This is a genomic window from Microbacterium sp. NPDC077663 (assembly GCF_044542795.1).
Lineage (GTDB): Bacteria > Actinomycetota > Actinomycetes > Actinomycetales > Microbacteriaceae > Microbacterium.
In genome coordinates this window covers 263,418-278,535 of record NZ_JBITVE010000003.1, presented here as the reverse complement: position 1 = coordinate 278,535, position 15,118 = coordinate 263,418, and the positions used below count along the sequence as shown (strand labels likewise).

Annotated in this window: 9 protein-coding genes; 6 read left to right on the top strand and 3 right to left on the bottom strand. The window is 65.8% G+C overall.

Translation table 11 applies throughout. The features are described 5' to 3' along the window. Positions 1 to 79: 79 nt before the first annotated feature. Positions 80 to 298, top strand: coding sequence for a DUF4177 domain-containing protein (locus ACIGEP_RS14010; protein ID WP_064003053.1), 219 nt, complete (start codon positions 80 to 82; stop codon positions 296 to 298). Then, the gene (locus tag ACIGEP_RS14005; protein ID WP_396662244.1) at positions 298 to 765 is read left to right on the top strand and encodes a RidA family protein; all 468 of its coding nucleotides are present in this window, start codon (positions 298 to 300) and stop codon (positions 763 to 765) included. Before ACIGEP_RS14010 ends, ACIGEP_RS14005 begins: the two co-directional genes overlap by 1 nt. Before the next feature lie 21 nt (positions 766 to 786). Here the strand turns inward: ACIGEP_RS14005 and acs are convergent, their stop codons facing one another. Beyond that, positions 787 to 2,757, bottom strand: coding sequence for an acetate--CoA ligase (gene acs, locus ACIGEP_RS14000; RefSeq protein ID WP_396662243.1), 1,971 nt, complete (start codon positions 2,755 to 2,757; stop codon positions 787 to 789). A 373-nt stretch (positions 2,758 to 3,130) separates the two neighbouring features. Between acs and ACIGEP_RS13995 the strand changes: the two genes are divergently transcribed. Further along, the gene (locus ACIGEP_RS13995) at positions 3,131 to 3,646 is read left to right on the top strand and encodes an ATPase, T2SS/T4P/T4SS family (RefSeq protein WP_396662242.1); all 516 of its coding nucleotides are present in this window, start codon (positions 3,131 to 3,133) and stop codon (positions 3,644 to 3,646) included. A gap of 92 nt (positions 3,647 to 3,738) precedes the next feature. Beyond that, the gene (locus tag ACIGEP_RS13990) at positions 3,739 to 7,869 is read left to right on the top strand and encodes a hypothetical protein (protein WP_396662241.1); all 4,131 of its coding nucleotides are present in this window, start codon (positions 3,739 to 3,741) and stop codon (positions 7,867 to 7,869) included. Positions 7,870 to 7,982: 113 nt separating this feature from the next. Here the strand turns inward: ACIGEP_RS13990 and ACIGEP_RS13985 are convergent, their stop codons facing one another. Together ACIGEP_RS13985 and ACIGEP_RS13980 are read right to left on the bottom strand one after the other, a co-directional pair. Further along, a complete protein-coding gene (locus ACIGEP_RS13985) occupies positions 7,983 to 9,389 on the bottom strand; it encodes a recombinase family protein (protein WP_396662611.1) in 1,407 nt (468 codons plus the stop codon). 106 nt (positions 9,390 to 9,495) lie between these two features. Further along, entirely contained in the window at positions 9,496 to 10,911 is a 1,416-nt protein-coding gene (locus ACIGEP_RS13980; RefSeq protein WP_396662240.1) for a recombinase family protein, read from the bottom strand. Between the two features lie 402 nt (positions 10,912 to 11,313). Between ACIGEP_RS13980 and ACIGEP_RS13975 the strand changes: the two genes are divergently transcribed. Next, positions 11,314 to 12,165, top strand: a complete 852-nt coding sequence (locus tag ACIGEP_RS13975; protein ID WP_396662239.1) for a DUF6602 domain-containing protein — start codon at positions 11,314 to 11,316, stop codon at positions 12,163 to 12,165. A 370-nt stretch (positions 12,166 to 12,535) separates the two neighbouring features. Further along, the gene (locus tag ACIGEP_RS13970) at positions 12,536 to 15,103 is read left to right on the top strand and encodes a DEAD/DEAH box helicase family protein (RefSeq protein ID WP_396662238.1); all 2,568 of its coding nucleotides are present in this window, start codon (positions 12,536 to 12,538) and stop codon (positions 15,101 to 15,103) included. The last annotated feature ends 15 nt before the right edge of the window (positions 15,104 to 15,118 follow it).

The window sequence follows — 15,118 nt, the reverse complement described above, 5'->3', positions numbered from 1 at the left end:
ATAGCTGGGTGACGCCTCGGTGACGCTCCCGTCGTCGCGCCCTTCGGGGCCGCCCCACCACGACCTCCGGGAGCACCGCATGACCACGTGGGAGTACATGACCACGCCCCTGCTCATCCACAACACCGCTGCGATCCTCAACAACTGGGGCAAGCAGGGGTGGGAGCTCGTCCAGGTGGTGACCGGTCCCGAGGGCGGCCTCGTCGGCTACTTCAAGCGCCCCTCGGGCGGCGATGGCTCCGCCAACGCGGGACTGGATGCCGCGGCTCAGGCCGCTCGTCAGTTCGGGCAGGGTTGATGTCGGTCTCGGCGCGGCTCGCCGAACTCGGTATCGAACTGGGTGCGGTCGTCCCGCCCCTCGCGGCGTACATCCCCGCGAAGGTGCACGGCGACCTCGTCTACACGTCGGGCCAGCTCCCGATGGTCGATGGCGCGCTCCCGGCCACCGGCAAGGTCGGGGAGGATGACGGACTGGTCTCCGCAGACGACGCCGCCGCGCTCGCGCGTCAGTGCGCGCTCAACGCCGTCGCCGCGGCAGCGGCTGCGGTGGGCGGTGTCGACCGACTGACCGGCGTTCTGAAGGTGACCGGATTCGTGGCATCCGTCCCCGACTTCACCGGGCAGCCCGCCGTGATCAACGGCGCGAGCAGCGTGCTCGGCGAGATCTTCGGCGATGCCGGCCGTCACGCGCGCTCCGCCGTCGGCGTCCCCGTCCTGCCGCTGGACAGCCCGGTCGAGGTCGAGGTCGTCTTCTCGCACGCGTGAGCGGCCGCCCCGCCGGCATCGCTACTTCTGGGTGACCTGGCCCTTGATCGTCGACATGACCATCGTGTCAGCGAGGGTCGTGGTGTCGCCGACTTCGCGACCCTCCGCGACGTCGCGGAGCAGGCGGCGCATGATCTTGCCGCTACGGGTCTTCGGGAGCTCGGTGACGATGTAGACGTCGCGCGGCCGGGCGATGGGGCCGATCTGCTCGCCGACCCACGCGCGGAGCTTGTCGACGAGACCGTCGAGCGAGTTCGCCTTCATGTACGACTCCTTGATGACGCAGAACGCCACCACGGCCTGGCCGGTCGTCTCGTCCGACGCGCCCACGACGGCGGCCTCGGCGACCGCCTCGTTCCCGACGAGGGCGGATTCGATCTCGGTCGTCGACAGTCGGTGCCCCGAGACGTTCATGACGTCGTCGACGCGCCCGAGGAACCAGACGTCGCCGTCCTCGTCCAGTCGGGCGCCGTCACCGGCGAAGTAGTACCCGAGGTCGGCGAACTTGTCCCAGTAGGTCTCCTTGAAGCGCTCCGGGTCACCCCAGATGCCGCGCAGCATGCTCGGCCACGGTTCGGTCAGAACGAGCAGACCGCCGTTGCCGTTGCCGACGACCTGACCCCTCTCGTCGACGACGTCGAGGCTGACGCCGGGGAGGGGCACCTGGGCGCTTCCCGGCTTGGTCTCGGTCACGCCGGGGAGCGCCGAGACCATGATCGCGCCCGTCTCGGTCTGCCACCACGTGTCGACGATGGGGGCGGTGTCGCCTCCGATGACATGGCGGTACCACATCCACGCTTCGGGGTTGATGGGTTCGCCGACGCTCCCGAGCAGACGGAGCGACGACAGGTCGTGCTGCTCCGGGATGCTTCGGCCGAGCTTCATGAACGACCGGATGGCCGTGGGGGCCGTGTAGAGGATCGTGACGCCGTACTTTGCGACGATCTCCCACCATCGTCCCGGGTGCGGGGTGTCGGGCGTGCCCTCGTAGATCACCTGGGTCGCACCGTTGGCGAGCGGACCGTAGGTGACGTAGCTGTGGCCCGTGATCCAGCCGATGTCGGCGGTGCACCAGTACACGTCGGTCTCGGGGTGGAGGTCGTGCACGACCTTGTTCGTGAACGCGGCCTGGGTGAGGTATCCGCCGCTCGTGTGCAGGATGCCCTTCGGCTTCCCCGTCGTCCCCGACGTGTAGAGGATGAACAGCGGGTTCTCCGCCGGGAACGGCTGCGCGACGTGATCAGCGGATGCCGCGGGCACGAGGTCGTGCCACCACAGGTCGCGCCCGTCCTGCCAGCCCACCTCGTTGTCGGTGCGCTTGACGACGAGGACGTGCTCGACGGTCTCCTGCGGGCCGTGGCCGCGGTCGGCGAGCGCTTGGTCGACGGCGGGCTTGAGGGGGGACACCTTGCCCTTGCGGTAGCCGCCGTCGCTCGTGATGACGAGCTTCGCGCCGGCGTCGTCGATGCGCGAGCGCAGGCTGTCGGCGGAGAACCCGCCGAAGACGACCGAGTGGATCGCGCCGATGCGGGCGACGGCGAGCATCGAGGCGACGGCCTCGGGGATCATCGGCAGGTAGATGGCGACGCGGTCCCCGGCTTCGACGCCGAGATCGGTGAGGACGTTGGCCAGGCGCTTCACCTCGTCGGTGAGCTCGGCGTACGTCACGCGCCGCTCGTCCCCGGGCTCACCCTCCCACAGGAGCGCGACCCGGTCGCCGAGGCCCGCCTCGACGTGACGGTCGAGGCAGTTGTAGGCGACGTTCAGTTCGCCGTCCTCGAACCAGGTCGCGAACGGCGGGTTCGACCAGTCGAGGTTCTTGGTGAACGGCGTGTGCCAGTGCAGCGCCCGCGCCTGCTCGGCCCAGAACGCCTCCCGATCCGCGGCGGCCGCGTCGTAGAGGTCGACGTGAGCGTTGGCCTGAGCCGCGAACTCCGCGGTGGGCGCGAAGCGGCGGGTCTCGGTGAGGAGGTGATCGATCTGGCTGCTCATGCGGCGCTCCTTTGCGTCGGGCCGTCGTGGCCTCGTCCTGCGATGCCGTCACTCTAGGATCGCCGACCGCGCTCTACTACCGCCGATAGTGGGTGAGAGGCAACCATCCGGAGCCTGTGAACGTGCACGCCGGCGATGAGCGTAAGATACTTACCGCCCGAACATCGATTCGGCTTCGCGGCCCGCTGATCCCCCCTGAAGCGCGGCCGCGTGGGCGGCACCCTTTCCCCCAGAGGGTGCCGCCCTCCTTCTTTTCCCGGGTCCTTAGAGCGGGGGTCCGTCGCCTCCTGCACACATGCGCGCCCCGCGCCGCCGTCCACCGGCAGAGGCGCTCCGCGGCGGTGGGCCCGGTGCCCCGCCTAGCGTCTCGGGCATGCCGCATCCGTTCATCGTCGCTCCGCGGGGTGGAAGTGCGCCCACGGAGCCGCGACCGGTGCCTCGGCATCCCGTCGTCGCGCCGCTCCGGCAGTACCTCGCCGACCCGGATGTGACCGATGTGTTCGTCAACGGCACGCAGGGGCTGTATGTCGATCGCGGCGCCGGGGCGGAGCGTGTTCCCGGGTGGAGCCTCGACGAGGGGGCCGTCCGTGAGCTCGCCGTCGGGCTCATCGCGCTGGGAGGGCGACATCTCGATGATGCGACACCGTGTGCGGACGTGCGGTGGGAGCACGGGGTGCGGGTGCACGCGGTCCTGCCGCCGATCGCCTGCACGGGCGCGACGATCTCTATCCGGCTGCCGGGTGCCGGTGTGGCGGACCTCGACGAACTGGGGCGGCGCGGCACCTTCGATGCGGAGACGGGGTCGCGTCTGGAAAGACTCGTCGACGCGCGTGCGAACATCCTCGTGACCGGCGCCACCGGCGCCGGCAATACCACATGGAATCTTTGACCCCACTTCGGGCACCTCCGAGGCGTCGGTAGAGTCAGGCCATCGAGCTATCGGCGCCGAACTGGTGGCATTGCGGGCGAGATTGGGGGTGAGTGCAGTTGAGCTTTGACGCGCACTTCGAGGAGGCCATCGCTCGGGGCAAGGAAAACGCTCAGGTGATCCTGCTCGCACGCAACCATTGCCTCCACATGGAGTTCGTCCCGTTCGGCGGGCAAGGCATGCTCGAACCTGCCGTGGGCCTTCCGATTAACATGCGCAAGATTAGGTGCATCAAAGCCCACGGGACGACGGCTGGGTTTCAACTCGGTTCGGTAGCCCGCCAGTTCTACACGGAGAACTGCGTCGGCTGCGAGCTCCGCCGCCCGTCGGGTCAGGTGCCGACGCTCGCCGGGCTGGTGGAGGCCGAGGAAAGTCGGGAGGCGGAGGCCGCGCTAATCGCTGATGCCGAGAAGGCCGAAGCAGAAGCACTTCGCGAACAGCGTGTCCGCAGGCGTGGTGCTCTCCGCGTCTCGGCTGATCCAGCCATGGAACGCGCTCTGCAGGACCTAGATGTCCTGGATGCAACCGATGACGAGAGCGCCGCCGCAGCGCTGCGACGGCTGACCGCTCTCGCACAGAAGGCGCCTGACACGTTCTCTGAAGTCGTGGTGGCAGAGATGCTGATACTTGTCAGCCTTGGCCGACCCACCATGCTCAAGCCACTGCGAATCCTCGCTCGCACCCAGACGCGCTGGCAGCGAGACGTCGTGGATGCCGCGCTCGCCGTGCTCGAGACCTGGGCAGCAGAGGATGCCGCGCGGGTGCTTGTGCAGTTTCAGAACGTCACGCGACCCGATGATTTCACGGCGTCCGTTGTTCGGTCCCTCCTGTACGTCGCATACGGTCCTCTAGAGGACGACTTCCGGTATCCGGGCGAGAGCCGCTCCACCGATCCCGCCACGCTGAAGCTCCTTGCAGACCGGGCGAGCGACACGCTGATGGAACTTCTTGAAGATATGCTGCCTGGCCCGCCTTCCTTGTCTGGTCTGGAGCTTCCGCCTGGCAACAGGTTGCCAACGGCGACCGTGCACTCGAGCCGCAGTCGTGCCACCGCGGCAGGCGCGATTGCTCAGCTGCTGATCTTGGACGAGCCCATCGCTCCACGATTCGTTCCCGCTCTCGTCCGCAATCTGCTCACAGCTGATGACGAGATGGAGGGGCATTCTCATGCAGCCGTCCAGCGGGCGCTGGGCCTGTTCATCGTGCGTGGTGTGGGTGACGCGGAGGGGGCTTGGGCGGCAGCGGGCGAGAGTGCTTCGGACGAGCAACGGGGAACCCTTTTCAAGGTGTGGTGGTTTCTCTCGCAGCTTGTCGACCCCGACCGTGGTTGGCAGGGCGAGGAACCCAAACTGTCCGATGAGGACCGTCAGCAACTGCGCGCGCGGATCTTCGAAACGTCGATGCTGCGACTTGCCGGAGGATGGGGGTACGACGTGGCGGGGCAGGCCGCGGACATCATTCTCGATCTCGCCAGGGATGCCCCCGATTGGGCCGCAAGCCAGATCGACGTGCTCCTGGGAGGGTTCATCACCGCAAACAGCGCGGCTGACCAGCCCAGATCGCAGGTGCTCGTACCAACAAACGACCTACCCGACTCGCTTGCGCAGATGGAGTGGGCGACACGGCAGATGGTTCTGAGGTCCGCCGCCTCCCGCTGCCTCGATGCGGTCGAGTATGCGGCACAGGCCGATCCAAACGTCGCACTGGATGCTGTCGTGAAGTTCCTCAGCCACGAACGCGATGAGGAGAAGGACTGGGGCGTTAGCGCGCGCCTCTTGCGGGTACTAGGCAACATCGGACGCAATGCCGGCCAGAGGCCAGGAGTGCTGACAGCTGTCGTACCCGTTCTCTATACGAACCTCATGAGCTCGTCCCCTGCCCTTGTGGCTACAGCTATCCGCGCCTGGGCCGAGGTCGCCTCGAAGAACCCCCTGCCCAGCCTGTTCGAGGACCTTCTGCCGGTCCTCATGGAAAGCCAGTACATCGCCGTGATTACCGCGTTGCTGGAGAGCCTTCCTCGGCTCAGCTTGACCGAGGATGCGATGCGGTCGGGATTGCGATTCGCTATGACGTGCTTCGCATCCAGCAAGGTCGGCGGCCCGAACTCTTCCCTCGTTGAACCATCGGTGGAGTGCGCCGGCCGTCTCCTCCAGCGGCTTCCCGAAGACAACGTCGCGCCGGAGCGAACGCTACTGAAGGTCTCTGCGGCGCTGCCAGCCCACGAGATCAACGAGGTTCTCCGGGTGAACTGGTCTGCTAGCGCACGGAAGAGTGTTGAGTACGCCCAGATCCGACTCGGTCGAGTGGGCGACCCAACCTACAACTCACCGTTCAACCGGCGACACGACACGGAAGAGGTCGCACTCCTCGAGTGCGGGCAGGGTCTGCTCGGATTGGGAGTAGCGGATCTGGAAGCCGCCGCGCAGGCACCCGGCCCCGAGCGAATCCTCGCAGGCTTGCACATCGTCGAAGTGGCTTGGCGCGCCAACCGAGCCGACGACGCTCTCGCAATCTGCGAGCGGCTTGAGGCGTCGATCTCAAAGACGCCGGCATTTGACCGGCAGCGCACTCTGACCACGCTCGTCAACGCGGCCATTTCGGGAGACGACCCACCCCACGTCGACGAAGAGCCGACCGACAAGAACGGCTTCCCGTCGTTGGTATTCAACCTGCATGCGCAGAGTGCGCTGCGGTTGTCAATCCGCAGGCTGTTGACCGGGACTGTGGGCCTGTCTTCCGTCAGCAGTATTGACGCCGCTGCCGTGTCGCTGGAAGAAGAAGCGACGAAGTTGGCTGAGTGGTCGCAGCGCGCGACGCCCACCGCCGCTTATCTCAGGTTGGTCGCAGAGCTGTGTGTCCTCGCCGCCCACCTTCTAAGGCTCGAAGCGGCGGAGTTGGACCGCGACGACGCTGCAGCTCGAGCTGGGCGGCGAACGGTGAAACGAACCGCCAGCTCCCTCGCCCAGCGCGTCGAAAGCGAACTGGGCGCCGATGACCCGTTGGGTGCATTGCTATCAGCTGAGCTAATCCGGGTGCTGCGCGAAGAGGCGGACGTAGACCCGATCTCGCTTGTTGCTGAGTGGGCGTCGTTGCCGCTCCCGCTCATCATCATCGAGGGTGCCCCCCTTGAGACGGAACGTCTGACCGAGCGAGATGAAGTACTAGTGCCCGAGACGGTCGCGGTCGCGATCATCTCCGTGGACGACCGACAGCTGATGGGCCCCGCAGTGCTCCAGCCGGACACCGTGTACTCCTTAGGCGTGAAGCTTCAGGTCGACGAGTGGCCCGAATGGGCCGACCGCCTCGACCTGGAACTCGTTGGCGGTTTGTCAGCGAAGGACATCCAGCTCCCGGCGATGACCTGGAAGAGGAGCGACAGCTTCGACGGTGTCCTGATAGGGGAGGGAACCTTGGTCTTGCGGTTCGCTCTGCCTGCCGGTCGTCCTGCGCCTCCGTTCGTCATTGCCGCCAGCTGGTCAGGCTCCGTAGAGGGCAAACCGCGGATAGAACGGCTGGACATCGCAGGCCACGCACAGATCCGCCTTCGCCCCTTCGACGCGTCACGCGACGCCCTGACGACCTACGACATCGTAGATGAGCATCTGCTCGCCCTCTACGCATCGCTTGCCGGCGACTTCCCGGATGACGAGGTGCAGGCGTTCTGTCGGCTGTTCACCGCGGTGTGCCGATCCGGGTTCCGATTCACATGGGAGAAGAAGTATCGTCGCGGCGCGCGTGTCACGGAGCGCCAATTCCATGACGATCTTTTCGCCGATCTGCTTGTGGACCCGGAGCTGGAGGGACGGGTCGAGCGTGGCAACCCTCTGGCACTCGGCTACCTCGATATCCGCCATGACCGCATCACCGCTGAACTCAAAGTCGAACGCTTCGTCCCCGTGACCAAAGCCTCTGCCCCCAAGTACATGGGGCAAGCTACCCAGTACGCCTCGGCGGACGGTCGGCACCTATCGATCCTTGCGATCCTAGACATGAGCCCGAAAGAGCTGACAGTCGGGACACCCGAGAACTATGTATTCACCCTCGTGCCCGCGCTGCACGGTCTCGACAGTCCCGAGAAACCATCCTTGGTCGCAGTGGTTGTCGTCAACGGCAACATGCCCGTCCCCAGCTCGTGGTCGCGGCGCAAACCGACGCGCATGGGCGAATACCCTGCGAATCCGTGATCCGGGTGCCCGCATTCCCCAGCGAATGCTGCTGAAGACGGTCTCTCCGGGCGTTCCACCGCTCGATCGCCCGATTCCCTGGCTGGCATGCTGTCCGGGGCAGCTGCCAATGCTCAGCCTGGATACTGGTGCCCTTGACCATGATTCATGACTAAGGCGTCGAGCGGCGCGAATACGTTGCGGTCAGCCTGTACTGACCAAGTCCCGTCAGCGGTCCCGGCAACGTCGTCAGCATCGCGCGGGCGAGGAGCGCCAGAGCATGCCCCCGGTTGGTCGAACGCCAGCAGCGCGCAGACCACTGCTCGGCGAAACGACAAGGAGGCCCAGCGGCGGCCGAGCTCCGCCGCCGAGAGTGCGAGGATCCGAGCTCGGTTGTGCAGCATGAGGTCACGGCCCGCTTGGTGGAGGTCGTCTGCGAAATGGTGGCGTTCCGTCAGAAACTCGTCGTGGTCGAGATCCCCGCTGCCGAAGCTGGCGGCCAGGGCGGCGAGTTGGAGGCGCGCGTCGCGGACACGCTCGAGCAAGCGGCCGGGGCGCACTGGGTTCGGGCGAGCGGCGGCCGCGAGCCCGGCCAGCGCGGCCGCTTCGACCTCGGCGTCGAGCCCATCGGCTGCGAGGCGTGGATTCTGGCATCGCAGAGTCGCGGTCAGGCAGTGGTAGACGCGTTTGCTGTTGCTGGTGACGCCGGCGACCATGCGTTCCCCGCACCGCTGGCAGCGGAGTATCCCGCCGAGAAGGCTGCTGGAAGAGCGAGCGGCGTCTTGGCGCGGCATGAGCAAGCTGACCTGGACGAGCGCGGACTCGTCTGGGGTGAGGAGGCGTTCCCAGGACCTGGTGACCTGTTGGGTCTCCGCGTGGTCCTGCCGTCGTTGGTGGAGTCGTTCGCTGTCGAGCATGTTCCGGACGGTTGTCGCGTGCCACCGGTTGGTGCGAGGCGCCGAAACGCCCTCGATGGTGAGGGCTCGGGCAATGACGGTGGGGGACAGGCCGATGAGGTAGTCGTTGACCATCCGGCGGACGACCGTGGATTCGACAGGGTGGAGGGCGCCGTCGCCGCGGTATCCGTAGTGGCTTCCACCGTGCAGGAGCCCGTCGCGAGCGCGATGTTGTTGGGCGCGTGCGACGCGTGCGCCTCGGTGTCCGGATTCGTAGTTCGCGAACGCGACGAGTTGTCGAGCGAACAGTCGCCCTTCGTGGCGGTTGAGGTCGAAGGAGCCGCCTTGCACCGACTCCACACGGATCGGACGCACATCGAGCAAGTCGAGAAGCTGTTCGAGTTCTCGTGACTTGCGGTAGAGCCGGTCAAGGTGCCACACGACCACGGTGGTGTGCGGAGACTTCTCGAGATGCCGAAGGAGTCGTTGGTAGGCGGGTCGTGCCCGATCTTGGTAGGCGGAGACGGATTCGTCGACGAACTCGATCGTCTGCACGTATCCGAGCTGGCGGGCGAGGGAGGTACAGTCGACTCGTTGCCGCTCGATAGACCCGTGCTCGCTGGTGCGGTTAGCGGAGATCCTCAGATAGATCAGGGCAGTCGTCGTCGCGATGGGGCACTCCGGGTTGGCGCAGTCCGTACATCGGCTTCTCGCGGGCGCGAAAGGACCGGACTGGACCGCGGTATGGCGGTCAGGGGCGGTATGTGATCCCGACCCGGCGTGGGTCGAAGCCTCGTCCCGGTCGACCGGGCGCGATCCGGAGCTTGGTGATCAGCGTGGTCATCACGGCGCGTCGGTCGGTGACGTCGAGAGCGTCCCACCAGCTCTCCAGCGCTTTCCGGTCCCCGATCGGTGCCGCGTATAGAGCGATCGCCCCGCTGGTGGTGACGAGACGCCGCTCAGTGTCCCAGAGCGCTGCGGTCGCGGCCTCGACCCCGATGCGGTACTCGCGAGCGGTGATGACATGGTCCTGGTAGTCCTTATCGAGTTGACCGATCCGGGTGTTGATCTCCGCGACTTGCCGCAGCAGACCGTTCGTCGAAGCGCCGTCCATCCCAGGTCGAGGGTGGGCCAGGCGGTGCAGGACGCGTCCGCTGACGTAGTCGTCCAGGTGGGAGGCGTTGATGCTCAGCCCGCCCCGTTCCGGGCGTGAGGGATCGCTCTGGCACACATACCGGAGGGTGTTGCCGGTGGGGGAGTGCGTGCCGGTGATGGTGAGCCCCGCGCCGCACCGTCCGCAGCACGCGATCCCACCCAGCAGCGTCGGCCGCGCCGGCGTAGCGCGGCGGCGGGAAGGGTCGGCGAGAATCGCCCGAATCTGCGTTGTCTCGTCCGGGCTGATGATCGGTTCCCAATCACCCGGTCCGAGGATCTCTCGCCCGCCGGCCGGGTCCGCGCGCGTGTCGGGCGCGTAGGCGCGTTGCCCGGAGATCCTCGCGGAGGACAGGACACTGCGCACCGTGTGCGGGTGCCATAGCCCGGACGTTCCGGAGCCAGCTCGCAACGGTGGGATCTGAGAGCGGTTGAGCCATGCGGCGATGGAGCGGAGTGATTCGCCGGCGAGGAACCGGTCCACCATCTGCCGGATCACCGCAGCCTGCTCCGGGATGAGCACCCCGCCGGGCCCGTACCCGTAGCGGGCGGGGCCGTGCCAGCGGCCTTGTTCTGCGAGGGCACGGTTGGCGCGTTTCACCCGGTCGGACTTGTGCCCGGATTCGTACGCGGCGATCGCGACCAGCTGCCTAGCCATGAGCCGGCCCTCAGTGACGTTCAGGTCAAACCCGCCACCACGGACTGCCTCGATCCGCACCGGGTGCTGCTCGACCAGATCGATGAGGTCTTCCAGCTCGCGCGGCTGCCGGTAGAGGCGGTCGACATGCCACACAATGACGAGGGATGCTCCGCCCCGTGCCTGGGTGACCATCGCGTCGTACCCGGGGCGGCGGCCGCCGTCGAACGCGGACACGTCGTTGTCGATGAAAACCAACGGGTCAGTGATGCCCAGTTGCGCGGCCAGGGCGAGGCAGTCCTCCTGTTGACGTTGGATGCCCGCCTGCTGGCCCGTGCGGTCCTGCGAGATCCGCAGATAGACCACCGCACCGGACATCCGCTTCGCCTCCCGACCTTCCTAGGCTATGGCCAACCTCCTCCCTACTGACACGGAGAGAGGTGAGGTCGCGTTTCGCGAGCAGCATCTACCAAAGCAGCTTGCCTCGCTGGGCTTATGTCGAAGAATTCACGAGCACGGGGTCTTCGCGGCTCCGCCACGATCACGGTTGCTGGGGCGACGCAGGACCTCGCAATCCTCAACGGGTTCACGTTAGGGTAGGCGGGCAGCGTGCTACAGCTGCCGCCTTGACGCTCGAGTGTTCAAGGCACGCGATTCCCGTTCCTCCGACATCGCCGGGGGGTCTAGTGACGGCGGCCGATTCCGGCCGCTTTCGGGTTTCTGGGATCCTGTCGGGTTCTTAGCTGCTCGTTCGGCTGGACCTAGGCAAGAAGGGGAATCATGAGCGGCAACGGCCTTAGTTCGCTCTCTGGGATACTCGCCCGCGCCGAGAGTCGGATGTGGACAGAGTTCAGCGACGCGGGGGCGTTTGATAACACCGGCGATATCGGAGAGGCGCGGGAGCGAGCGCTTGCTCGTTTTCTGTCGGAAAGGCTGCCTTCGCGATACAAGGTCGCTCGCGGCGAAGTAGTCGACGCATCCGGACTGCAAAGCGGACAGACAGACATCTTGATCTATGACGGAAGCTCTGTGACGCCACTCTTGACTCGGGACGACGGCCTCGTATTGCTGCCGGCTGAGGCCCTGCTCGCTACCGTCGAAGTCAAGAGCAACCTAACTGCTGAGGAGATTCGCCGCTCGGTCCGGGGACTGGTGAACTTGCGCAAGCTCCGCCCTTACGCCTCTCCATGGGGGTTAGCACGTCAGGGCGGTAAGCATGCCGACGATGGATTGCCCACCTTCTTCGCCACCGTTTTCGCCTATTCGACCACGATCGTTGCCGAGAACTGGCGGGCAGGGGAGATCAAGCGTGTTCGCGAGGAATGTGCTGGCCTCCAGGCTCCTACACAATGGGTAGACAGGGTGGTGGTCCTGTCGCGCGGCATTGTGCTGCCCTCAGCAGGAAGAGTCGCGACCTTCTCTGCTGAGCAGCAGGTCCTGGGTCTTTGGTTCTACCAGCTCATGAACTTCTTGGCTCGCGAGACTGCCCGCAGGGCACCCTTTCCATGGTCACTATACGAACGCAGCTTGTCGCCCGAGTGGAGCCACCAACTCCCGGCGCTCGAAGACGCTCCACGACCTAAGAAGGCCTCTTCGAGTGCCCAACGACGCTACTTGAGGCGACGAAAGTAGAGCTACGAGAATCAGACCCCAACCCCGCACGTACGGCAATGCAGATGGTGCCGGCCGGACCTCGTGAGGCGCTACGCTCCATGAGGTGCTCGTGAACTCGCGAGCGGTGGTGGATCCTGACGCAAGATGCGAGCTGGATCCTGACCGACAAGGCGACGCAGCGATCACCCAGCTCTGAGAAATCTTGATTACTGTCGACTGGCTCGCGTGTCCCGCCTTCGCGGCTGGCTGCTGGCTGCTGTTGAATAATCCTGTGGCCAACCCGACGCGTTCGGACGGAATTCCCCGGGCGCGTCAGACGAGGAACCAAGGAACCTGGTAGTGCTTGTGGCCGCTCGTTGGTGTGGGTGCGGAATTGTGGAGGCATCGCGTGACATTTCAGGAGCGCCTTGAGTCGTTCGGGTCATCGGCGATCACGACGCTGCGGCCCGCTCAAGTTCGGGCACTGGACGAGTATGACCGTCTGCGGACGGACCATGCAGACATCGGTGTCGAGCTTCCTACCGGGGCCGGCAAGACGCTAATTGCTCTGCTGATCGCTGACCAGGCGCTCGAAGAGGGGCGATCTGTTGCATACCTCACCGGCACAAAGCAACTAGCGGAGCAGGCCGTCGCGCAGGCGGCGCTCCTTCCCGGGCTGGACGCCGCTCACTTCTCGGGTCGCAACTACCCGGCCGCCCAGCTGCGTGCATACAACGAAGCCGCAGCGGTCGGCATCATGAACTACTGGACTTACTTCAACACCCGACCCAGGGTGAACCCCGCGGATGTCATCATTTTCGACGACGCGCATCTTGCTGAGCAGGCGCTTTCGGGCCTGTTCACGATCCAGATCCCGCGGGGCCCGGGCGGTGGATCGGCGTTGTATCAAGCGATCGCGGACCTCGTCCTCCAGCAAGGACGCGACTCATACCCCTCGCTTCAAGCGTTGCGAGACGGCACAGCTCCCTGGAGCACCCCGCCCGAGCTCGTATCTTTCGTTGACTGGGACGCCGTCGCTTCCAGCGTCATCGAGGTCGTCGAGGAATCCGAGTACTACGCGCAAAGTGACATCAGCTATCCGTGGCGGGCGGTCAGGCCCAATCTGCGTCGATGTGGCGTCCTGGTCGGTCCTAACGCGATAGAAATACGTCCGTATCACGTACCCGCACAAGCTGTGCCCGGCTACGCGCAGTCGAGACTGCGCGTCTATCTGTCGGCGACGCTCGGCCAGACCGGCGATATCCAGCGGAGGCTTGGCGTCCGTCCCGTCGTGACTGCAGTTACCGATGCTGACGCCGCGCTCACCGAGCTCGGCCGACGGACCTTTGTCATCAACCCCACACAGGATGCTGCTGACTCCGAAGCGGCCTGGAGCTTCGCGCTCTCTCAGGTCGAAGCGGCTCGTGCAGACAGAGGCGGTCGAGCCGCATGGCTGTGCGCCAGTAACACGGAAGCAGACCAAGTCCAGACAAAGTTGGAGAGCGAGGGCTACACGGTTTATCGGTTGACTTCGGGTGACGACGCTGCCGTCGATCGCTGGCGCAACGAGCCAGAGGCCCAGCTAGTCACAGCGGGCCGGTTCGACGGGCTGGACTTCCCCGACGAAGTCTGCCGGTTGGTCATCATTCCAAGCGTTCCCGCTGCTTCGACAGAGTTCGAGCGCTTCGTCGTCGCATACCTCGGTGACGCTTCCTTCATGCGGTACCGCATTGGCCAACGTGTGACGCAAGCTCTAGGTCGCGCCAACCGGACGCCTACTGACTCAGCACTGTACGTCGGCCTGGATCCGGCATTCGGCCCTGCGCTTGCCGACGCGTCGGTCCAGCAGGCGCTGGGCCGTGACGTACGTGCTGCTGTCAACCGGGCGCTAGAGACGCATGGTGACACATGGGACGTCGTGAAGAACGTTGCTGACGACTTCTGGAGAACGCACCGCGCGCCCGCTCCGGTCGTGCTCGAGGAACCCATAGCGGCGGCTCCCGGTAGACATCGACCCGGCCGGTCGACGGCGATAGGTGCACGGGGAGAGAGTGCTCCGAGCGAGGTCAATGCCGCGACACGTCTGTGGTTCGCCGACGGACCAAGAGCGGCGGTGAGCGCGAACGATGCAGCTGAGACTCTTCAAACGGCCGGCGAGGTCGAACACGCTGCGTTCTGGAAGTACGTCGAGGCGCATGCTCTCTTCGGTGCAGGTCGACCTGCGGACCTTGCAGCCGCGCGGACCGCGCTTGAGGTGGCGGTTGACGCTGCGCCAGAGACGGCATGGTTCGTGCGACTTCGGCGAACGATCGATGCTTTGAGCGGGAATGCGGTCCGGGGTACTTTTCACGACGCGCTGTTCCTGAGTTGGGACGAGTGGATTCGCGAAGGCGGCGGCCGGATTCAGGCGCGGCTAGCGCGCACCCGGCCGCTACTAGAGGGAACGCATGATCAGCGCTGCGAAGCCCTGGAGATGCTCGCGCGTCTCTGTGGAGCAACCGGCGATCGCCCCTCCGGCCCGAGTGCGACCGATGCACGATGGGTTTGGACGACGCCCCGGAAGGGACAGCGGCGAATATGGGAGGTGAAAACGGGCGGCAGCGAGCGCGTGCCGCGCGACGACATCAATCAGCTGCTTGGTCAGGTCCAAGTGGAGGAACAGGCACATCCGCGCTCCCGCGTTGTGGGCTGCCTCTATACGGCGCTTGACGATATTGAGGACGACGCAGGGCGTGCGGCGCAAGACAAGATCGTCTTGTTCACCGTGCCCGCGGCGCTGTCCCTTTGGGATGAGATGGCACAACGGTTCGTGCAGTATCAGTCGGCGTCGGGCTCAGGGTCAGCGACGGAACGCGGTGAGGCGCGGTCGCTCGTCGAGCCGAGGCTGCCCGCAGGGGACTGGACTACGGAACTTCTAACTGCCAGGGGGCTTGCCTTCATTGGACGCGCTGAGGTCGAGAGTCTCTTTGCTCGCTAGCCACCGATCATCGTT

What these genes read in the sequence shown, in the direction of transcription:
- ACIGEP_RS13995 (WP_396662242.1), top strand. Translation starts at nt 3,131, where the DNA reads ATGCCGCATCCGTTCATCGTCGCTCCGCGGGGTGGAAGTGCGCCCACG.
- ACIGEP_RS13975 (WP_396662239.1), top strand. Translation starts at nt 11,314, where the DNA reads ATGAGCGGCAACGGCCTTAGTTCGCTCTCTGGGATACTCGCCCGCGCC.
- ACIGEP_RS14005 (WP_396662244.1), top strand. Translation starts at nt 298, where the DNA reads ATGTCGGTCTCGGCGCGGCTCGCCGAACTCGGTATCGAACTGGGTGCG.
- ACIGEP_RS13980 (WP_396662240.1), bottom strand. Translation starts at nt 10,911, where the DNA reads ATGTCCGGTGCGGTGGTCTATCTGCGGATCTCGCAGGACCGCACGGGC.
- ACIGEP_RS14010 (WP_064003053.1), top strand. Translation starts at nt 80, where the DNA reads ATGACCACGTGGGAGTACATGACCACGCCCCTGCTCATCCACAACACC.
- acs (WP_396662243.1), bottom strand. Translation starts at nt 2,757, where the DNA reads ATGAGCAGCCAGATCGATCACCTCCTCACCGAGACCCGCCGCTTCGCG.